General features: G+C 71.1%; 22 protein-coding genes. 12 read left to right on the forward strand and 10 right to left on the reverse strand.

Annotated elements, in window-relative coordinates; genetic code table 11:
* Positions 1-11: 11 nt before the first annotated feature.
* From ABD256_RS05255 to ABD256_RS05265, 3 genes are all read right to left on the reverse strand, one after another.
* Entirely contained in the window at positions 12-317 is a 306-nt protein-coding gene (locus ABD256_RS05255) for a hypothetical protein (RefSeq protein WP_344414004.1), read from the reverse strand.
* A gap of 35 nt (positions 318-352) precedes the next feature.
* Entirely contained in the window at positions 353-1,912 is a 1,560-nt protein-coding gene (locus tag ABD256_RS05260; protein ID WP_344414213.1) for a serine/threonine-protein kinase, read from the reverse strand.
* Positions 1,913-2,048: 136 nt separating this feature from the next.
* Complete coding sequence (locus ABD256_RS05265) at positions 2,049-2,711, reverse strand: TVP38/TMEM64 family protein (protein WP_344414006.1); 663 nt, start codon at positions 2,709-2,711, stop codon at positions 2,049-2,051.
* Positions 2,712-2,758: 47 nt separating this feature from the next.
* Here ABD256_RS05265 and ABD256_RS05270 point away from each other — a divergent pair, with 47 nt between their 5' ends.
* Positions 2,759-3,781 carry a DNA polymerase domain-containing protein gene (locus ABD256_RS05270; RefSeq protein WP_344414008.1) on the forward strand — a complete coding sequence of 341 codons (1,023 nt, stop codon included), beginning with the start codon at positions 2,759-2,761 and terminating at the stop codon, positions 3,779-3,781.
* A 99-nt stretch (positions 3,782-3,880) separates the two neighbouring features.
* Here ABD256_RS05270 and ABD256_RS05275 read toward each other — a convergent pair whose 3' ends face one another.
* A complete protein-coding gene (locus ABD256_RS05275; protein WP_344414010.1) occupies positions 3,881-4,261 on the reverse strand; it encodes a hypothetical protein in 381 nt (126 codons plus the stop codon).
* A gap of 455 nt (positions 4,262-4,716) precedes the next feature.
* Between ABD256_RS05275 and ABD256_RS05280 the strand changes: the two genes are divergently transcribed.
* The 4 genes from ABD256_RS05280 to ABD256_RS05295 all read left to right on the forward strand — a co-directional run bounded on the left by ABD256_RS05280 (position 4,717) and on the right by ABD256_RS05295 (position 7,429).
* On the forward strand, positions 4,717-4,932 hold the full coding sequence (locus tag ABD256_RS05280) for a hypothetical protein (protein ID WP_344414012.1): 216 nt from the start codon (positions 4,717-4,719) through the stop codon (positions 4,930-4,932).
* Positions 4,929-5,444, forward strand: coding sequence for a DUF6879 family protein (locus tag ABD256_RS05285; RefSeq protein ID WP_344414014.1), 516 nt, complete (start codon positions 4,929-4,931; stop codon positions 5,442-5,444). The genes ABD256_RS05280 and ABD256_RS05285 overlap by 4 nt, the downstream gene beginning before the upstream one ends.
* Positions 5,445-5,471: 27 nt before the next feature.
* Positions 5,472-6,317: a helix-turn-helix domain-containing protein gene (locus tag ABD256_RS05290; RefSeq protein WP_344414016.1), complete on the forward strand. Its 846-nt coding sequence runs from the start codon at positions 5,472-5,474 to the stop codon at positions 6,315-6,317.
* An 86-nt stretch (positions 6,318-6,403) separates the two neighbouring features.
* On the forward strand, positions 6,404-7,429 hold the full coding sequence (locus ABD256_RS05295) for an LLM class flavin-dependent oxidoreductase (RefSeq protein WP_344414018.1): 1,026 nt from the start codon (positions 6,404-6,406) through the stop codon (positions 7,427-7,429).
* On the opposite strand, the gene ABD256_RS05300 is transcribed toward ABD256_RS05295, so the two are convergent.
* On the reverse strand, positions 7,395-8,102 hold the full coding sequence (locus ABD256_RS05300; protein WP_344414020.1) for a TetR/AcrR family transcriptional regulator: 708 nt from the start codon (positions 8,100-8,102) through the stop codon (positions 7,395-7,397). The two genes, ABD256_RS05295 and ABD256_RS05300, sit on opposite strands and share 35 nt — an antisense overlap.
* Before the next feature lie 81 nt (positions 8,103-8,183).
* On the opposite strand from ABD256_RS05300, the gene ABD256_RS05305 reads away from it, so the two are divergent.
* The gene (locus ABD256_RS05305; protein ID WP_344414022.1) at positions 8,184-9,074 is read left to right on the forward strand and encodes an AurF N-oxygenase family protein; all 891 of its coding nucleotides are present in this window, start codon (positions 8,184-8,186) and stop codon (positions 9,072-9,074) included.
* Between the two features lie 2 nt (positions 9,075-9,076).
* Here ABD256_RS05305 and ABD256_RS05310 read toward each other — a convergent pair whose 3' ends face one another.
* On the reverse strand, positions 9,077-9,670 hold the full coding sequence (locus tag ABD256_RS05310) for a TIGR03086 family metal-binding protein (protein WP_344414024.1): 594 nt from the start codon (positions 9,668-9,670) through the stop codon (positions 9,077-9,079).
* Positions 9,667-10,029, reverse strand: coding sequence for a VOC family protein (locus ABD256_RS05315; RefSeq protein WP_344414026.1), 363 nt, complete (start codon positions 10,027-10,029; stop codon positions 9,667-9,669). Before ABD256_RS05315 ends, ABD256_RS05310 begins: the two co-directional genes overlap by 4 nt.
* 78 nt (positions 10,030-10,107) lie before the next feature.
* On the opposite strand from ABD256_RS05315, the gene ABD256_RS05320 reads away from it, so the two are divergent.
* Positions 10,108-11,562, forward strand: a complete 1,455-nt coding sequence (locus ABD256_RS05320; RefSeq protein ID WP_344414028.1) for an amidase — start codon at positions 10,108-10,110, stop codon at positions 11,560-11,562.
* Here ABD256_RS05320 and ABD256_RS05325 read toward each other — a convergent pair.
* Complete coding sequence (locus ABD256_RS05325) at positions 11,507-13,084, reverse strand: PucR family transcriptional regulator (RefSeq protein ID WP_344414030.1); 1,578 nt, start codon at positions 13,082-13,084, stop codon at positions 11,507-11,509. The genes ABD256_RS05320 and ABD256_RS05325 overlap by 56 nt on opposite strands.
* A 90-nt stretch (positions 13,085-13,174) precedes the next feature.
* Here ABD256_RS05325 and pruA point away from each other — a divergent pair, with 90 nt between their 5' ends.
* A complete protein-coding gene (gene pruA, locus ABD256_RS05330; protein ID WP_344414032.1) occupies positions 13,175-14,803 on the forward strand; it encodes an L-glutamate gamma-semialdehyde dehydrogenase in 1,629 nt (542 codons plus the stop codon).
* A 24-nt stretch (positions 14,804-14,827) separates the two neighbouring features.
* On the forward strand, positions 14,828-15,757 hold the full coding sequence (locus ABD256_RS05335) for a proline dehydrogenase family protein (RefSeq protein WP_344414034.1): 930 nt from the start codon (positions 14,828-14,830) through the stop codon (positions 15,755-15,757).
* 70 nt (positions 15,758-15,827) lie between these two features.
* On the opposite strand, the gene ABD256_RS05340 is transcribed toward ABD256_RS05335, so the two are convergent.
* On the reverse strand, positions 15,828-16,193 hold the full coding sequence (locus tag ABD256_RS05340; RefSeq protein WP_344414036.1) for a thioredoxin family protein: 366 nt from the start codon (positions 16,191-16,193) through the stop codon (positions 15,828-15,830).
* Positions 16,194-16,391: 198 nt separating this feature from the next.
* On the opposite strand from ABD256_RS05340, the gene ABD256_RS05345 reads away from it, so the two are divergent.
* Positions 16,392-16,634 (forward strand): DUF2630 family protein, encoded by a 243-nt coding sequence (locus ABD256_RS05345; protein ID WP_344414038.1) that lies wholly within the window; start codon positions 16,392-16,394, stop codon positions 16,632-16,634.
* A 40-nt stretch (positions 16,635-16,674) separates the two neighbouring features.
* Positions 16,675-17,499, forward strand: coding sequence for an endonuclease/exonuclease/phosphatase family protein (locus tag ABD256_RS05350; protein ID WP_344414040.1), 825 nt, complete (start codon positions 16,675-16,677; stop codon positions 17,497-17,499).
* Between the two features lie 25 nt (positions 17,500-17,524).
* On the opposite strand, the gene ABD256_RS05355 is transcribed toward ABD256_RS05350, so the two are convergent.
* Complete coding sequence (locus ABD256_RS05355; RefSeq protein ID WP_344414042.1) at positions 17,525-19,051, reverse strand: 3'-5' exonuclease; 1,527 nt, start codon at positions 19,049-19,051, stop codon at positions 17,525-17,527.
* 202 nt (positions 19,052-19,253) lie between these two features.
* On the opposite strand from ABD256_RS05355, the gene ABD256_RS05360 reads away from it, so the two are divergent.
* Entirely contained in the window at positions 19,254-20,072 is an 819-nt protein-coding gene (locus ABD256_RS05360; RefSeq protein ID WP_344414045.1) for a thermonuclease family protein, read from the forward strand.
* The last annotated feature ends 2 nt before the right edge of the window (positions 20,073-20,074 follow it).

Below are 20,074 nucleotides of genomic sequence, written 5' to 3' on the forward strand. Positions count from 1 at the left end.
TACTCCCCACGCTACTCCGCGAGCCAGTGCGCGGCCCGCACCAGTATCTCCCACGAGGCGACTATCACGCCGAGCATGATGAGCGCCACCAGCAGTACGGCCGCCCAGTACCGCAGTCCGCCGAGCCGCGTGCTGGACGCGGCGAAGTCGGCGACCCCGTCGATGGACGCCTCGACGGTGAAAGCGGGTTCACAGCGTTCGATCCGGTCGAGGTGCTCGGCGAACTCGCGCGCCTCCGGGTCGTTCGGGTCGAGGCCGACCAGGTCGTCGTGGAACCGGCGACGGGGATCACGTCCGGAACGCCCGGTATCGGCCATGGCCCCACGGTAGGCCACCGACGGGCGAGCGCGCATCAGCCGACGTGGGTGTCCGAGTCGATTTTCAGCCCACTGGGCGTGTTGACCACGCGGAACGCCTTGCGCCCGCCCGCGATGTCGACGTACATGTTCACCGAGCCGTCCGCGTTCGAACCGCTGTCCGCCCGGATGTTCCGGTAGCCGTCGGCCACACCGGCCCAGTAGCCGGCGAAGTCCTCCGGCCCCTTGAACGCCCCTTGCGCACCGGGGGTCAGCAGGCCCCATCCGGCGGCCGAGCCCTTGGCGTCGATGAACTGCTTGACCAGGCCGCCTGCCTGGGAGTACTCGACCTTGCCCGAGCTGGGCGTCTGGCCGACGGGCGAGGAGGGCGCCGTGCTCGGCGACTTCGAGGGCGTCGGCGGCTTGGCCGAGGCGGATGCCGAGGTGGGCGTCGGCGGCGTCGGCGACTCGCCCTTGTCGCTGTTGTTCAGCACCAGGAACACGATCAGCGCGACCACGAGGACACCGGCGGCACCGGAGCCCATCATGATCGCCTTGCGGTTGGGCGCGTTCTTCCCGGTGGCCGCCTGCGCGGTCGCGGCGGGCCGGTGCGGCGCCGCCGCGGTGGGCACGGCCGGCGCGAAGGTCGAGGTCGGCAGCCGGGGCGGGGTCGCGGGCGCGGCGGGGGTGCGCTGCCACGGCGGCGGCGCGCCGTTGCTGGGAATGCCGCGGCCGGGGGTGTCCACCGGGGCGGCAACGGGCTGGCGGGCCTGCTGGAACGGCGGTGGCGACACGGCCGTCGCGGTCGGGGTCGGCTCACCGGCGGCGAGCGCGGCGAGGCGTTCGCGCGCTTCGTTCATCGTGGGCCGCTCGTCGGCCTCGGTGCGCAGCAGGCTCATCAGCAGCGCGGTCGCCTGGCCGGACTGGCGCGGCGGGATGACCTGCCCGTTGGCCGCGGTGTAGAGCAGCGCGAGCTGGTTGGAGCTGCTGCCGTAGGGCGGCTGGCCTTCGAGCGCGTGGTACAGCGTGGCGCCGAGGGAGAACACGTCGGAGGCGGGCGCGGGGTCGGAGCCGCGGGCCAGCTCCGGCGGCAGGTACGCGGGCGTCCCGCCGATCAGGCCGGTCTGGGTGAGCGCGAGGTCGCCGGCGGCGCGCGAGATGCCGAAGTCGGTGATCTTCGTCGTGCCGGACTCGTCGATGAGGATGTTGCCCGGCTTGATGTCCCGGTGCACGATGCCGGCGCGGTGCGCCGCGACGAGCGCGGCGGCGACCTGCTCGCCGATGCGCGCCACCTGGGCCAGCGGCAGTGTCGGCTGCTCGGCGAGGATCGCGGACAGGCTCTTCGACGGCAGGTACTCCATCACCAGGCACGGGTCGCCGCCGTGCTCGGCGATGTCGAAGACGACGATCGCGTTGGGGTGCTGGAACCGCGCCGCGTTCTTGGCTTCGCGCATGGCCCGCTGGCGTGCGGTTGCCCGTTCCGACTCGGAAAGTCCGGGCTGGGCAAGGATTTGCTTGACAGCGACGGATCTTTCGAGCCGTTCGTCGACGGCACGCCAGACGACGCCCATGGCACCGCTGCCAATGTGCTCGACGAGGCGGTAGTGCCCTGCGATGAGCTGACCGGTGTCGATGACGCCTACTCCTGTAGAAACATCTCGCGTTCGTTGCTTGACCGAGCGCGAACAACGCCGCCGCGCACTCGTTCGAGTGTAGCGGGCCGGAGTTTCGGGCTGCGGTCAGCCGCGCCCGTCAGCCCGTGACCGCGGCCACTTCCGCCGTCGAGCGCTCCTTCGCGCGGACGACCTTGAGCAGACCGAGCCCGCCGAGCAGCGCGAAACCGCCGTAACAGGCGATGAGCACGGGCGGGGTGCCACCGGTGAGCGCGTCGCCGAGCACGACCACCGCGACGGTCCCCGGCACGCTCCCGAGCACCGTGCCCGCGAGGTACGGCCAGAACCGGATCGAGGAGATGCCGCAGCAGTAGCCCAGCGGCGCGAACGGGACGACCGGGATCAGGCGCAGCGACGTCACCGCGAGCACGCCGCCGCCGGAGAGCCGGTCGTTGACCACGCGCACCGGGGTGCGGTGCAGGTGCGCGGCGACGAGGTCGCGGCCGAGCAGCCTGGCGAGGCCGAACCCGAGCGCGCCGGACACCCCGGTCGCGGCGAGTGCCACGCCGATGCCGGCGGCGTTGCCGAGCAGCAGCCCCGCGGCGAGGTTGAACACGGTGCGCGGTATCGGCGCGACGGTGAGCAGCGAGTAGGCGGAGAAGAAGAGCACCGCGGTCATCGGGCCCGCGCCCGCCGCCCAGTCGCGTAGCTGCGCCGGGCCGGGGACCGGCAGCACCAGCCCGGCCACCACGAGCGCGGCGAGCAGGGCCAGCGCGACGATCAGCTTTCTCCGGCGGGACATGCGTCAACGGTAGGGCACCGGCGCCGGGGTGCCGCTACCGTGTGCGCGTGGCCAAGAAGAACGGTGATCCCGTCGAATACCAGGTCGGCGCGCGCACGGTGCGGGTGTCCAGTCCGGACAAGCCGTACTTCCCCGACCGCGGCATCACCAAGCGGCACGTGGTGGAGCACTACATCGCGCTCGGCGAGCCGATGGTGCGCGCGCTCGGTGAGCGGCCGACGACGCTCAAGCGCTACCCCGACGGCGTCGCGGGTGAGTTCTTCTACGCCAAGCGCGTGCCGAAGGGCGCGCCGGACTGGGTGGACACGGTCGAGATCACCTTCCCGTCCGGGCGGAAGGCGGAGGAGGTCTGCCCGACCGAGCCCGCCGTGTTCGCGTGGGCGGCGAACCTCGGCACGTTCGACTTCCACCCGTGGCCGGTGCGGCGCCCCGACGTGGACCACCCCGACGAGCTGAGGATCGACGTCGACCCGCCGGACGCGGCCGGGTTCTCCGACGCGGTGCGGGTCGCGCACGTGGTCAGGGAGGTGCTGGCGGACGCGGGGATCACCGGATACCCGAAGACCTCGGGCGGCCGCGGCGTGCACGTGCTGGCCAGGATCCGCCCGGAGTGGGACTTCATCGCGGTGCGGCACGCGGTGATCGCGCTGGGCCGCGAGGTCGAGCGGCGGGCCCCGGAACGCGCGACGATCGCGTGGTGGAAGGAGGAACGCGGCGGGAAGGTGTTCCTCGACTACAACCAGGCGGCCCGCGACCGGACCGTCGCCTCGACCTGGTCGGTCCGCGGCACCGCGCGCGCCACCGTGTCGACCCCGCTGACCTGGGCACAGCTCGACGAGGTGCACCCGGACGACTTCGACGTGCTGACCGCGGCGGACTGGTACCGCGAGCACGGCGACCCGCACGAGGAGATGGACGCGACCCCGTTCGGCCTGGAGACCGCGCTCGAGTGGTACGACCGCGACGAACGCGACCACGGGCAGGGCGAGATGCCGTACCCGCCGGACTATCCCAAAATGCCGGGGGAGCCGAAGCGGGTCCAGCCCAGCAAGGCCCGCACGGACACCTGAGCCGCAGGGGCCGTGCCTGCGACGTGGTCGTCGGGGTGGCCGAAGAACGCGTCGGAATGGTTGTGCACCAAGAAGAGTCGCGCACAGCGGCCGGGTCGGTCATCGTGGCGTCCATCGGACCGGAACCGTGCCGGGCAGGAGCGGCTGGCCCGGAGTCCAGGGGATCGGGGCGCGGACGCCGAGCGCGAGCCGGGGCGTCAGCCGGTGACCGGGCCGGGGAAGTGTCATAAGCTGTTCCACGACCTCGACAAGGCCGCCTTCGCGTTGCCACACCACGTCGCCCGTGTTGTCGGTGCGCACCGCGAGGGCGTCTGTGGTGTAGCGAAACAGGAGCCTGTCCGCGCTGCCTGTTCCGGGCCACTCGTACGCGCCTCGAATCTCGACCAGCTCGCCGTCCTGATTGGTCTCAGGAGAGAACTTCCACCCGCTGTCCCGCAGCGCCGTCAAGCAGCGAAACGTTGCCGCGTTGTCGGCAGTCATGTCCGGACCTCTCCCTGGAGGAGGACCGAGTACCGGTTTCGTCGCAGCCACCGGTCGCAGGTCGGGCATGTGTCCCACAGTGCGGCCGGAGCCTTGAGTTGCTTCGTCGAAAGCTGTGAACGCGGATGGAAGTCCCGGTACGGGGACGTGTGCGCCGGGGGCTGGAGGAAGTTGATCGTCTCGTCGCCCAGTTCGCCCACCAGGTACAGGTGCGGCAGCCAATCGCCCGCGAACCAGCGAGTGGCAACGCGAAGGCTCGGGGGAGGTCCGTCGTCTTCTGGAGGTGTGGCGGGGTTGGTGGGCATGGCGTACAGCATCGCGCGCACTTGAGAAGCAAGTCGAGAAATTTAAGAAATTCTCACTATGATTCCACTCAATTGGGCTATGTTCTCGTATTGCTCAGTACGCTTCGATGGAGATCGTCTGATCATCAAGCAACACAGTGGGAGCGAGCCATGACGGAGATCAAATTCCTGGGCACCACCTCGACCGGGGGTAGCTGCCCGACGGCGTTCGAGACCGACACCGAGTACCTGATTCAAGGGGCGATGGTCACCGATCCCTGCGTGCTGGAGCAGATTGCACGGCGCGGCAACGGAATCCCCGACCACGAGACCGTGGTGGCCGTGCCCAAGGCGTTGGCGAAGTTCCTGCCGCAGGAGGGCGCGTGACGCACTTGGTCAAACCGGGCGCGGGGTTTGCCGAGCTGTTCCGGACCTTCGAGTCGTCGGCTTGGCGGCTGGAGACCCTTCCGGCTTACGAAGTCGATGAAGAACGCGCGTCGTTCGAGCGGTTCGTGCGAACCGGCGACCTGGACGTGGGCTACCTGGCAGGGTGGCTGTCCGATGTGCGTGCCGCCACCGAGGCGGGGAAGCGGTTCGAACGGGTGCGAGTGGTCGTCGATCCGCCGACGGACTACCTGCGCTTCGAGATGGCCGTGGCTGCGCACAACATCCGTGCGGGTGAGGAGATCCGGGTGCTGCCAGACCGCGGGGCACGATCGCTGGGGTTGCCGGAGCGGCACGATTTCTGGATCTTCGACGACAGGCGGGTGGCGATACTGCACATGTCGCCGACAGGCCGGTTGCTCGACGTGGAAGTGAAGGACGACGAGGCTACCCTCGCTCGACACCGGGCGTGGCAGGCGCTTGCTTGGGAGCGGGCCTCGCCGGTGGGATCCTGACCGTACTACCCGTTCACCGAGGAGCCTGTGACTGACATCGACCGGCGCCGCGTCCAGTTCGGTGGACGCCTCCGAGTGCTTCGCGACGAGCGCGGGCTGTCCGGCCGCGACCTGGCGGATTTGCTCGGCTGGCCGCCTTCGAAGATCTCGAAACTCGAGACCGGCCGGCAACTCGCCACCGACTCCGACGTAACCGCGTGGTGTCAGGCCGCCGATGCGCCGGATCAGGTGGCAGCCGAACTGCTCGACGCGTTGGTGGATCTGCGCGTGGAGTACGCCACCTGGCGGAGAAAGCTGGCCAGTGGCTATCGCGACCGCCAGGAGGAGGCGGCCACCGACGAGCAGGCGGCCAAGCGTATCCGGGCGGTCGACTTCGGCGTTGTTCCCGGGCTCGTGCAGATTCCCGACTACGCTCGCCGCGTTCTGCACCTGCATGCGGACCTTCAGGGCCTCGACACCGACATCGAAGCTGCGGTGGCGGCTCGGATGGCACGGCAGACCGTGCTCTACGACACGACCAAGACGATCGAGATTCTCGTGGCCGAGGCCGGACTTCGGTACCCGGTCGCGCCACCGGACGTGATGGCCGCACAACTCGACCGGTTGGCGAGTCTGATCGGGATGTCATCGATCCGATTCGGTGTGCTTCCGCTTGACCGTGCCATGCCGTACATGCCGATGCACGGCTACTGGTTGCTCGACGACGTGGCGCTGGTCGAGCACATCACCGCTGAGGTCCGCATCGTCGACGCCGACGAAGTGGCGATCTACCACAAGCTCACCGATCGGCTGTGGAACGTGGCCGCCGAAGGAGAAGACGCACGCGCCATCCTGGCGGCGACTGCTGGCGCGCTTCGGGTTCCCGGCGCCTGAGACTGTTGGCTTGCGCCGGTACGCGACCAGAGTGCGAGTCGCCGCACACCGGGGAATGGCGTGCGGGGAGAGTCGTTGAACCCGACGTGCAGGATTACGAGACACCGTCCCGGATTTCGGTGCTGGACCGCTCGCCCGCGGCCGAGGGCGGCACTCATGCGAGCGCGCTGAGGCGGACCGTGAGTACCGCGGCCGAGCTGGAAAGCCTTGGCTACCACCGGGTGTGGGTCTCCGAGCACCACAGCGTGCCGGGGATCGCGGGTTCCGCGCCGACCGTGCTCGCCGCCGCGATCGGGGCCGCCACGTCCACGATCCGGATCGGCACCGGCGGGGTGATGCTGCCCAATCACCGCCCGCTCGTGGTCGCCGAGCAGTTCGGGGTCCTCGAGTCGCTGTTCCCCGGCCGCGTCGACATGGGGCTCGGCCGTTCCGTCGGGTTCACCGGCGGGGTGCGGAGGGCGCTGGGGCACGGGAAGGACGACGCCGAGGAGTTCGCCGACCAGGTCCGCGAGCTGCTCGGGTACCTCTCGGGCGACCAGCGCGTGCACCCCGGGGTGCACGCCTTCCCCGGTGAAGGGCTGCGGATCCCCGCGTTCGTCCTCGCCACCGGCGCTGGCGCCGATCTCGCCGCCGAACTGGGGCTGCCGCTGGTGATCGCCGCGGTGCGCGGTGAGCAGGCGCTGGCCGACGCGGTCGGGAGGTACCGCGAGCGCTTCCGGCCTTCGGCCGGGCTGCCCGCGCCGTACGTGGTGCTGTCCACCGCGGTCGCCGTCGGCGAGACGGCGGACGACGCGTGGCGGCTGCTCGTGCCCGAGGCGTGGTCGAGCGCGTACTCGCGGACGCACGGTGTCTTCCCGCCGTTGAAGCCGGCCGGCGACGTGCTCGCCTCGACGATGACCGACGCGGAGCGCCGCCGGTTCGACCAGGCGCTGGGCGGCCAGGTGTTCGGCACCGCGGACCAGGTCGGCACCGAACTCGCGCGCCGGACCGCGCTCACCGGGGCCGACGAGATCCTGGTGACCACCGGGGCCGTCGATCGCGACGCGCTGCTGGACTCCTACCGGCGGCTCGCGGTGGTCACCGGGATCGGAGTGCCCGCGGCGGCGCGCTGAGCTGCTCCGGCGGTGCCAGCCGCGCATGCGGGTCGAGGGTGACGCCGCCCGCGCGCAGCGTGTGGTCGAGCACCGCCCAGATCGCGCCGACCAGCAGTTCCGTGAGCTGCTCGCGGCTCACCACGGTGCCTCCGGGGGCGCTGAGCCGCGTGAGCCACTGCCGGGTCGCCGACTCGACGTAGCCGACCACGCCGAACGCCGTGGTTTCGGCCGGCGCGGGATCGATGCCGAACACGCGCAGGTAGCCCGCGAACAACGTGGTGAGGTGCGTGCCGAGCGCGGTCGTGACGTCGGGCGTGGTGTCGTCACGCGCGTGCCGGGTCAGGTAGTGGTAGAGGTTCGCGTGCTCGGTCAGCCAGCGCAGGTGCTCCTCGACGGCCACCGTGATCATCTCCAGCGGCGAGCCCTTCGGGTTCCACACCGGTTCGAGCTCCGCCACGATCAGCTCGCGCGCCTTGGCCGCGATCGCGCCCTGGAGATCGGCGGCGTCCGCGAAATGCTTGTACAGCCGCGTTCTCGCGACCCCCGCGCGGTCCGCGATCTGCTCGGTGGACGCCTCCGGCCCGTGCTCGGCGATGGCCGCGAGCGCGGCGTCGACGAACTCCGCGCGCCGCCGCTCCCGCTGGCCTGCCCAGCGGGTGGTGCGGCCGTCGGGACGGGGGGATGCGGCCATCCCGGCAGTCTATCCACCCGGCCTTCGGAGCTGTACCCTCGGTAACAGGTACAGGGTTGTACCCCCTAAGGAGGCGGGACGATGTCAGGGCAGATCAGGGACGCCGAGAGCACCGCCGCACGGCTGCTCGGCTCTTCGGTGCGCAACTCCTACGACCCCGATCTCGACGTCGACTGGGCGGCACCGCTGGTCGACGGCGCGTACTTCATGCCGCCGCGGCGGATGTCGCTCTACGGCACGAGCCTGTGGGACGGGCTGAGCGAGGAGCAGCGCGTCGAGCTGTCCCGGCACGAGATCGCGAGCATCATGAGCGTCGGGCTGTGGTTCGAGATCATCCTCATCCAGATGCTCGCCCGCTACGTCTACGACCTCGATCCCCGGCAGGCGCACGCGCAGTACTCGCTCACCGAGATCGGCGACGAGACGCGGCATTCGATCATGTTCGCGCGCACCGCCGAACGCCTCGGCGTGCCCCGCTACGGCGCCCCGAAGCTGGTGCACGACCTCGCGCGGATCTACAAGGCGACCGCGAACGGGCCGTCCATGTTCGCCAGCGTGCTCGTCGCCGAGGAGACCACCGACCGGCTGCAGCGGTCCATGATGGACGATCCGGACATCCAGCCGCTCATCCGCGCGGTGAACCGGATCCACGTGGTCGAGGAGGCGCGGCACGTCCGGTACGCGCGCGAAGAGGTGAGCAGGGCGGTGCCGAAGCTGAGCCGTCGCGCGCTGGCGTGGCACCGGTTTTCCACCGCCGTGGTGTCCTTCGCCGTGGTCGACTCCCTCGTCGACCCGAAGATCTACGCCAGCGTGGGGATCCCGCCCGCGGAAGGGCGGGCCGCGGCGCTCGCGAACCCGCACTTCCACGAGACGCGCCGCTGGATGGCCGAGAAGATCGTGCCGTTCCTGCGCGAGGAAGGGCTCATCGGCGGGCGCAGCGCGAAGATCTGGAAGCGGGCGCACCTGGTGTGAGGTCAGGGCTGGCGCCCGACGAAGCAGAGGAACTCGGTCTGCGCGTCGGCGCCGGGCGGCACGGGCACCTTCGGGCCGAACGCCCACGGCTGGCGCAGGGCCTCGTCCATCGGCTTGAGGTGCTCGTGGACGTGTGCGACCAGGCCGGGGTCGAGGTGCTCGTCCCCGCCGGTCGCCCGGGCGAGGTCCCAGGTGTGGATCAGGACGTCCTCGGGGAGCGCTTCGACGCAGCCGGCGAACGGCATCGGTCCCACGGGGGTGGGCAGCTCGCGCGATCGGGCCGCCGGGTCGTCGATCGCCGCGGTCAGCTCCGCGCTGATCTCGCGCCACGCCGCCGCGAGATCGGCATCGGCGCCGATCTCGGGCAGCGCGCCCATTTCGGCGACCGCGACCCCGTGCAGCGGCCGGGGTTCGGCGCCGCGCGCGGTGGCCAGGATGCGCCGCGCCTCGGTGACGACGTGCGCGACCACGTCGCGCGCGGTCCACTTCGGACACGGTGTCGGCGCGTCCCAGCCGTCTGCCGGTACCATCGCGATGCGCGCGGAGAGTCCTTGTGCGGCAAGGAGAAAACGCTCCGCCTGAGCCGAGCGGGTCACGGCGTTCCCGCCAGTGAGAACCTGTTGCCGTCCGGGTCGGCGAAGGTGGCCTGCCTTCCCCACGGGTAGTCCTTCGGGCCGTCGACGACGACACCGGCCTTGGCCAGCGTCGCGCAGTCACCGTCCAAATCGGACGTTTCGAGTATCGTGCCCCGTACGCTGCCGGGGGTGAAGCCCTGCTCGGCGGTCGCCAGCGTGAAGCTGGTTTTCGCGCCCTTCGGGGCGACCTGGATCCAGCGCACCGGTCCCGCTTTCGTGTCGATGAGCACTTCGAAGCCGAGTTTGCCGACGTAGAAGTCCTTCGCGCGGTCCTGGTCGGTGACCGGCACGGTGACCAGTCTGGCATGGGTGATCGTCATGACCGCCACAATAGGTAGGAATTCTCCTACCTGTCAAATGGGGTCGCCGGAGGGATCCGCGCCTGCCAGGCTTCGGCGGTGGAACTCAGCGAATACGCGCGTTACGACGGCATCGGCCTGCGCCGCCTGATCGAGGCGGGCGAGGTGACCGCCGCCGAGGTGGAGGCCGTCGCGCGCCGGGCGATCGAGGGCGCGAACGCGGCGGTGAACGGGCTCGCCGCGCCGCCGTTCGACACCGCGCTCACCCATGACGGCGACGGTCCGCTCGGCGGGGTTCCGTTCCTGCTCAAGGACAGCGGGCCGATGGCGGCCGGGGTGGAGTTCTGCGTCGGCAGCCGCGGCCTTGACGGCGTCCGCGCGCGGCACGACCACGACCTCATGCGGCGTTTCCGCGCCGCGGGACTGGCGGCGCTGGGCCGCACGACCGTGCCGGAGCTCGGGCTGAGCTTCGCCACCGAACCCGTCCGCTACGGGCCCACCCGCAACCCGTGGGACCTCGGCCGTGGCGCCGGCGGGTCCAGCGGCGGTGCGGCCGCGCTCGTCGCGGCGGGCGCGGTGCCGATCGCGCACGCCAACGACTCCGCGGGCTCCACCCGCATCCCCGCGTCCTGCTGCGGGCTGGTGGGGCTGAAGCCGAGCCGGGGGAGGACCCCGTCCGGCCCGGACAGCGGCGACCCCGCGTTCGGCGCGGTGAGCGAGTTCGTGGTCACCCGCACGCTGCGCGACGCGGCCTTGGTGCTCGATCTCGTGCACGGGTACGAGCCCGGTGACAAGTACACGGCGCCGCCGCCGTCACGGCCGTACGCGGAAGAGCTTTCCGCGATACCGAGGGGTTTGCGGGTCGCGGTCAGCACCGAGGCGGTCTCGGGCGCGCCGGTCGACGCCGAGGTGGCCGTGGTGACGAACCGGGTGGCCGCGGTGCTGGCCGACCTCGGGCACGAGGTCACCGAAGCCCGCCCCGAACCCGGCTGGGACGACGTGATCACCGCGGCGAGGGCCGAGTGCGTCGCGATCGCGATGCCGTTCCTCACCGCTCCGCGGCGTCCCGACCCGGCGAAGCTGGAGGCCGTCCCACGGCAGATCCTCGCCGAGGCCGAGGTGCTCACCGCGGTCGAACTGATGGCGATGCTCGACGCGCAGAACCGCGTCAGCAGGGCGGTCGGGCGGTTCTTCGCCGGGTACGACCTGCTCGTCACCCCGACGATCGCGCGACTTCCGGCGCCACACGGCGTGCTCTCGTCTGACCGCGACGGGTACACAACGGACAGTTGGTTGCGGACCCTGTTCGGCTACGGGCCGTTCACCGTGCAGTTCAACCTCGCCGGGCAGCCCGCACTGAGCCTTCCGTTGGGGCACAGCGAAAACGGCCTGCCCATCGGGGTCCAGCTCGCCGCGCCGTACGGCCGGGACGACCTGCTGTTCGCGGTGGCGGCACGGCTGGAAGAGGCCATGCCGTGGCAGCACCGGCTGCCACCGTTCACAGCCGGAGCTGGAGATGCGTCAGCAACCGGTCGGCCGGATCGCCGAGGCTGATCCCGGACAGCTCCTCGGCGCGCCGCACCCGGTACCGCACGGTGTTGGGGTGCAGGTTCAGCGCGGCCGCGGCGCGCCGCACGTCGCCGAAGGCCTCGAGATAGGCGAGCACGGCCGGCAGCAGGATCCCGCCGTGCTTGGCGTCGTGCTCGCGCAGGTCGCCGAGCCGGGGATCGCGGATCCTCGGCTGCTCCTTGAGCAGGGAAAGCACCTCCGACAGCAGCACCTCGGACCGCACGTCGGCCAGCGCCGCGACATCGCCGGACCACCGCCCGCGGGCCATCGCGTCGAGCACGCGGTCCGCGTCGGCCCGTGACGCGGCGGTGTCGGCGAGCCTGGTCGCGACACCGCCGAGCCCCGCGTACACGGGCAGGTCGAGATGACGGCGCGCGGCCTGCACGATTTCCTTGGCCAGCGCCAGAATCCGCGCTTCGGCCCGGTCGCCGAGATCGGGGAGCAGCGCGTAGACGCGGTTGCCGAGCACGCTGACCATCGCGGTGCGCCGGTAGGCGGCGGCGTGCACGGTGATCAGGTGCACCAGCTCGGCGCGCCGGGGGCGGCGGTCCGGGTTCGTGCCGTGCAACGCGAACGCGGCGACCAGTGCCGGTCGCGCCGGATCGGCGCCGATGTCCTCGGCGACCGACTGCGCGTCGACCCTGCCGTCGAGCAGGCTGACCAGCAGATCCTCTCGCAGGCGCAGCTCGGGGCTCGGATCGGCGGGCCGCCGGAGCAGCTGCGGCCCGAGCGTGCGGCTGGCGCCGAGCAGCGCGGTTTCCGCCTGCTCGGTCAGCGGGGTGGCGCCCTCCTGCACCCAGATCGTGCCGAGCGGCCGCGAACCGGCGTGGATACCCGCCGCGATCCGCCTGCGGATCCCGAGGTCCGGCCGCTCGTCGATCCGGACGACGCCTTCACCCGCGCGCAGGCGCTGGTAGATGCCCCATTCCCGGAGCATCGCGAGGTACTTCTCCGGCCCCTGCCTGCCCAGGATCGACAGCCGCCGCAGCTCGTCCACCTCGTCGCCGGCGGAGTAGGCGAGCACGCGCGCGGCGGTGTCCTCGATGCTCACGAGACCGCCTGTGACGGTGGCGACCGTCTGCGCCAGTGCGAACAGGTCGCCGAGCAGCTCGCCGGTGTCGGCTTCGCCGTCGGCGCGCGCCGCGTCGACGACCGCGCGCGCGAGTGCTTCGACCTGTTCCCAGCGCGCTTCCGGCCGCACCGCGACCAGCGCGACCCCCGCCTCGTTCGCCTGCTCGGCGAGCTCGGGCCCGGACTTGACCGCGACCGCCGCGGCGCCCGCCCGGCCCGCCGCCCTGATCGCGGGGATCGCGGCCTTGCCGCGCGCGCCGATCACCAGCGCGAGGTCGCCGGGGCGCGGGTCCGGCGGGTCCTCCGGGTCGAGGATCGCCACGTCGTCGATCTCCACACCGAGGCCGCGCGGGGCCGTCAGCACCTCGACGAGGTGGTCGCCGAGGCTGCTCAGCACGGTACGCAGGGCGGCCTTGTTCGATCGGCCAACGTCCATCCCGTAACTCTAGTCTCTAGAACAAACTTTTGACCGTGTTCGCGGGCATACCGTTCTCGGAAATCCCCAGGTAAAAGTCGAGGAGCCGCCGTGGACGCCGTCACCCAGACCCCCGCCCCGAAGAACGAGCCGGTGCGCGACTACGCCCCCGGCAGCGCCGAACGCGCTGAGCTCGAGGGAGCGTTGAAGCGCCTGGGCAGCGAAGGTCCGCTCGAACTGACCGCGACGATCGGCGGCGAGCAGCGCCCCGGCGGCGGTGCGCCGATCGACGTCGTCCAGCCGCACAACCACCGCGCCGTGCTCGGCACCGTGCGCGGCGCCACCAGCGCCGACGCCGCTGACGCGATCGAGGCCGCGAAGACCGCCGCCCCCGAGTGGCGCTCGCTCTCGTTCGACGACCGCGCCGCGATCATCCTCCGCGCCGCCGACCTGCTGTCCGGCCCGTGGCGCGCGACGCTGAACGCCGCGACCATGCTCGGCCAGTCGAAGACCGCGATCCAGGCCGAGATCGACTCCGCCTGCGAGCTCGCCGACTTCTGGCGGTTCAACGTCGACTACGGCCGACGCCTGATCGCCGAGCAGCCGTCCAGCTCGGCCGGGCTGTGGAACCGCATGGAGCAGCGCCCGCTCGAGGGGTTCGTCTACGCGATCACCCCGTTCAACTTCACCGCCATCGCGGGGAACCTGCCCACCGCGCCCGCGCTGATGGGCAACGTGGTGCTGTGGAAGCCCGCCCTGACGCAGAGCTTCGCCGCGCACCTGACCATGCGGCTGCTCGAAGAGGCCGGGATGCCGCCGGGCGTGATCAACCTGCTGCCCGGGCACGGCAAGGAGATCTCCGAGGTGGCGCTGACCCACCGCGACCTCGCGGGCATCCACTTCACCGGCTCCACCCCCACCTTCCAGCACCTGTGGGGCACCGTCGGGGCGAACATCTCCGGGTACCGCAGCTACCCGCGGCTGGTCGGTGAGACCGGCGGCAAGGACTTCGTGCTCGCGCACCCGTCCGCCGACGTCGACGTGCTGCGCACCGCGCTCGTCCGCGGCGCCTTCGAGTACCAGGGCCAGAAGTGCTCGGCGGCATCGCGCGCCTACGTGCCGCGTTCGCTGTGGAACCAGCTCAAGGACGGCCTGATCGCCGAGACCGAGGCGCTGACCTACGGCGACGTCACCGATTTCGGCAACTTCGGCGGCGCGGTGATCGACCGGCGCGCCTTCGACAAGCACGCCGACGTCCTCAGCCGCGCGGCGAACGACCCCGAGCTGGAGGTCATCGCCGGTGGCACCGTCGACGACAGCGTCGGCTACTTCGTGCGCCCGACCGTGATCGTGTCGGGCAACCCGAAGCACGACGTGTTCCGCACCGAGTTCTTCGGCCCGATCCTCGCACTCCACGTGTACGAGGACGCGGAGTACGACTCGATCCTCAAGCTCGTCGACGAGACCGCCGACTACGCGCTCACCGGCGCCGTGATCGCCAACGACCGCGCGGCCGTGGCGAAGACGATGGAGGCGCTGCGGTTCGCCGCGGGCAACTTCTACGTCAACGACAAGCCGACCGGCGCGGTCGTCGGCCAGCAGCCGTTCGGCGGGGCGCGCGCGTCCGGCACGAACGACAAGGCGGGTTCGATCTTCAACCTGCTGCGCTGGACGAGCCCGCGCTCGATCAAGGAGAACTTCGTCCCGCCGACGAGCGTCGGCTACCCGCACCAGGGCTGAGGCCCTTCCCGAAAGGAGTGCGCGATGCTGCGTGCATCTTTGCTGGCGGCGGCGCGATCCACCAGGATGCGTTCGCTGGTCGAAGCTGTCCCCGTGACCAGGTCCGTCGTCGAGCGGTTCGTCGCGGGGGCGGCCACCCCCGACGCGGTCAGAGTGGTTCGCGAGCTGACCGCCGATGGCAGGCGGGTCACGCTCGACCACCTCGGCGAGGACACCACCGACACCACGCAGGCCGCGCGGACCGCCGAGGCCTACTCGGCACTGCTCGGCGCGTTGTCCGGCGAAGGGCTCGCGGCAGGCGCGGACGTCTCGGTGAAGCTGTCGGCCGTCGGGCAGTTCCTGCCGGTGGACGGCGAGAAGGTCGCGCTGGAGAACGCCAGGAAGATCTGCGTCGCCGCGGCGGACGCCGGTGCCACGGTGACGCTGGACATGGAGGACCACACCACCACGGACTCCACGCTCGGCATCCTCCGGGAGCTGCGCGTCGACTTCCCGTGGGTCGGTGCGGTGCTGCAGGCGTACCTGGCCCGCACCGAGGCGGACTGCGTCGACCTTTCCGGCCCCGGTTCGCGCGTCCGGCTGTGCAAGGGCGCCTACGCGGAGCCCGCTTCCGTCGCGTACCAGGACAAGTCCGAAGTGGACAAGTCGTACGTGCGCTGCCTCGGGGTGCTCATGCGGGGCAAGGGATATCCGATGGTCGCCTCGCACGACCCGAGGATGATCGCGATCGCCGAACACCTCGTGGTGGACAGCGGCCGGAAGGCCGACGACCACGAGTTCCAGATGCTCTACGGGATCCGTCCCGACGAGCAGCGCCGCATCGCCGCCGACGGCGCCGCGATGCGCGTGTACGTGCCCTACGGCGACGAGTGGTACGGCTACTTCATGCGCCGCCTGGCGGAACGTCCCGCGAACATGACGTTCTTCCTGCGCGGTCTCGCCACGAAGAGCTGAACCGCGTCGAAGCTTCCCTGGTGGTCACCGTGCCCCGAACCGGTGGCCACCAGGGAAAACCAGCTATCGGTCACTCGGCTTCGGCGGCCGCCGCCTTGGCCTTCACCTCGGTCATGTCGAGGCCGCGCGCCTGCTCGATCAGGTCTTCCAGCGCCACCTCTGACAGGGCGCCGGGGTTCGAGTAGACCAGGACCTTGTCCCTGATGATCGCCAGCGTCGGGATCGAGCGCACCTCGAAGGCCGCCGCGAGCTGCTGCTGGGACTCGGTGTCGACCGAGGCGAACACGAGGTCCTCGTGCTTCTCGGACGCCTTCTCGTAGACCGGGGCGAACTGACGGCACGGGCCGCACCAGCTGGCCCAGAAGTCGATCAGGACGAACTCGTTGACCGCCACGACGTCGTCGAAGTTCTCGGTCGTCAGTTCAACTGTGCTCATGACTCCTCCGCGGGGAAGAGTGCGTCGTCTGTGCTCATGACTCCTCCGCGGGGAGGAGTACGTCGTCTGTGCTCATGACTCCTCCGCGGGGAAGAGTGCGTCGTCGTAGCTCATACCGCTCCCAACGAACGGATTCCGGTGCGAATTCCCCGCTGGTTGGCGTAGCGTCGTGGCGGCACCCCGACCCCAGGAGACCGCATGGCCGAAAACGAGATTCTCAGCCGCATCGACGACCTGATCGCCGAGGAACGCGAACTGCGCTCGCGGGTGACCGGCACCGGCCTGTCCGTCGAGGAGCAGGGCCGCCTCGGGCTGCTCGAGCAGCGCCTCGACCAGTGCTGGGACCTCCTGCGCCAGCGCAGGGCGCACACCGAGTTCGGCGCCGACCCCAACGGCGCGCAGGTGCGCCCGGCCAGCCAGGTCGAGTCCTACCGCCAGTAGGACACGGCGAGTACCTCTTCACGCAGTAGGGTTCGCACCCGTGAAGTTCTTTCGAACGGCCGGTGCCGTGGTGACGGCAGCGGTTCTGCTGGTGTGCGTGCCGGGCAGCGCGAGCGCGCAGCCCGCCGGTATCCGCGTGCTCAACTACAACATCCACACCGGGATCGGCGCGGACGGCAGGCTCGACCTGGCGCGGACCGCGCGGGCGATCCTCGACACCGGCGCCGACGTCGTCGGCCTCGAAGAGGTGGACCAGCACTGGGCGGCCAGGAGCGGCTACGCCGACCAGGCCGCGGAACTCGCCGCGCTTACCGGGATGCACGTGTTCTTCGCGCCGATCTACGACCTCCCCGCCGAGCAGGGGCGCCCCGACCGGCGGCGGTACGGGGTCGCCGTGCTGAGCAGGTTCCCGTTCCTGCGCACCGAGAACCACCAGCTCACCCGGCTGTCCACAGTGGACCCCAACCCGGTTCCCGCGCCGGCGCCGGGTTTCGCCGAGGCGGAGGTGCGCGTTCACGGCGAGCGCCTGCACATCTACGTGACCCATCTCGACTACCGGCCCGATCCCGCGATCCGGCGGATCCAGGCGGGGGAGACCGTACGCGTCCTCGACCACGACGGCGCACGCGCGAAGCAGGTCCTGCTCGGCGACTTCAACGCACCCCCGGCCGCCCCGGAGCTGGCGCCACTGCTGCGCCGGGTGCGCGACGCGGGACCGCCGGACGCCACCTACCCCGCGGTGGCACCCACCGCGAAGATCGACTTCGTGACGACCTCGGGCGGGTTCCGGGTGCGGGACGCCGAAGTGCCGGTCACGCGGGCCTCCGACCACCGCCCGGTACTCGCCGCGCTCGCCTTCTGCTGACGTGCTGACGTGCTGCGGCTGCCGGTCACCGCGATGGAGCGCCGCCTCGCGGACGCGGGGGCGTGGCGCCGTCCATGACGTACCAGCCCGCGAGGAGCGCGCAACCGCCGGGCACGCCCACGACGAGCCCGACGACCAGACCGGCACCGCCGAACTGGGAGGCCACCGAGATGACCATCAGGACCAGCCCGATCAGGATGTAGACCTGTCCCGTGCGCACCCGGTACGAGACCGGCTGCGCGGGCACCGGAGGGCGTGGCGGCGGAACGGGGGCGTGCACGACCTCGCGTTCACCGGCGCGACGTTCGGCACGGTCTATGGGAACGCCGGGTGAGGGCAGGCCGAGCGCCGTTCGGGCCTCGGAAGCGGCCAGGACGGCGGCTCCCAGCTCTCTCGCCCGTTCGAGCCGTGGTTCGGCGGCCGGGACGCCCGCACCGACGACGACGTGGGTGACCGAGGCGGTCAGTTTCTTGGCCAGCGGTATCCCGGCGACGAGCACAGCCGCGCGCAACTCGTCCTCGACTGCGGTGGTCCCCAGCACGAGAACCCGCGGCGCCCGCCGTTTCGCCAACGGCGTGGTGCGGTGAAGCCCGTGGAGGACTTCGGGCACGGCGAGCGCGTGTGCGATCTGGACGAGGTCGTGTTCCTCGTCGGCGGTGACGATCCCGTCGCCTTCGGCGACTTCGCGCAGCGCGGCGACGAATCCCCGGTGCAGCCGGAGCACGTCGTCGGCCATCAGCCCCGCCGAATCGGCGAGCACGCTGAGCGCGGCGGCTTCCCCGGGGGACAGGTGCCGATCGGCGAGTGCGTCTTCGAGCATCTCCAGGTAGGCGTCCTCGGTGACGCCGGTCCGCAGCCCTGCGGTCGGCAGCCGGTCCACCATCCCCGCGAGCCAGGTCGGGTGCCCGCTCGGCACGGCTTCGGGCCGGGGTCGGGGGAGGACCGTCGAGCGCGGGCGGGGCAGGTCGGCGAATCGGGGACGGGTGGTGAAGGACAGGCCGTGCGCGGCCACGAACGTCGACACCAGCAGCGCGCAGACGCGTGCGTCGGCGAGCGCGGTGTGCGAGTCGAAGCCTTCGATCCCGATTGCGCCCGCGATCGTGGCCAGCCGGTGGTTGGGCAGGTTCAGCGTGCTCCGCGAGGTGGCGAGGGTGCAGACGCCGGGCAGCGGTGGCACGCGCATCCCCAGTTTCGCGAACTCCTGTGCGAGGAAGCGTTTTTCGAACGGCAGGTTGTGCGCGACCAGAACACTGTCGCGGCAGAGTTCGAGCAGGTAGCCGGCGAGGTCGCCGAACGAAGGCGCGCCGTCGAGCTGCACGCGGGTGATGCGGTGGACGTGGGAGGGGCCGGGGTCGATACCGAACCCGGGGTCGACGAGCGAGGAAAGCTCACCGAGCACCGTCCCGTCGGCGCGGATCCGCACGGCCGCGATCTCGACGACGTGGCCGGGGTGCAGTCCGGTGGTCTCCACGTCGATCGCGGTGAACTCGGTGGTGGCGGGCGAATGGCGCCCGTCCTTGGTCAACCGCACGAGGTCGATGAGGTCCGGCATGGCGATGGGCTCCGTTCCCCTCGGGTTCGCGGTGACGGCTGGTGCATCGCCCTGCGTCGCGGGATGTGACCGGAAAACGGGGTGAATGCTCATTCGCCGCGATTCCGTAGCGCGAACGTGACCGGCCGGATCACGGTTCCGCGCACGATCTCGCGAAACGCGTAACACGGTGATCTCGAACGCCGAGTCCACCTTTATGAACGTGCGAGCGCCGATGCGGAGAATGCTGCCGAACTGGATCAAAATCGTGTTGGCCGCTTTCGGGGTCCTTTTCGTGCTCGGCGCGATCTTCGGGCCGTCGCCCAAGGAGGAATCGGCGGCGCCGTCCGCCGCGAGCACGACGGCGACGCCCACCGCCACCACCAGTTCCGCGCCACCGGGGCGATACCTCGTGACCGAGATCGTCGACGCGGGGACGGTACGCGTCACCGGTCCGCTCGGGGTGTCGCTGGTGCGCATTTCCGGGCTGCGCACCCCGCCCGCGAACGGAACGGGATGCTTTGGCGCCGAATCCGCCGCGTGGGCGAGAAACGCACTGATGAACCAGTACGTCACCCTCGATATCGACAGCGCTGATTCCGCGGTCGCTTCGCTCAAGCTCACCGATGGCAGCGACTATTCCCTGCTCGCGGTGCAAGCCGGGTATGCGCGGTTCGCGACGACCGGAACAGTTTTCGACACCGCCAGGAAGGCCGCGGAAGGGGCAGCCGAGACCGCGAAACGGGGACTCTGGGCGCCGCCGTGTCTCGGCACCATCGACACCCCGCCCGCGCCGTCACCGTCCTCGGTGGCTCCACCGGCGCCGCCGGTCGAGCGGACCGTCGCGCCGCCGCCCACACCCAAGGCCGCCCCGCCACCGGAACCGACGACCGAAGCGCCACCGGCGAGCTCCGGCGGTGGTTCGGCCTACTACAAGAACTGCGACGCGGCCAGGGCGGCCAACGCGGCACCCCTGCACGTGGGCGAACCCGGCTACCGCCCGGCGCTCGACCGCGACCACGACGGCACCGCCTGCGAGTAGGC

The organism is Amycolatopsis minnesotensis (genome assembly GCF_039529815.1).
Taxonomy (GTDB): domain Bacteria; phylum Actinomycetota; class Actinomycetes; order Mycobacteriales; family Pseudonocardiaceae; genus Amycolatopsis; species Amycolatopsis minnesotensis.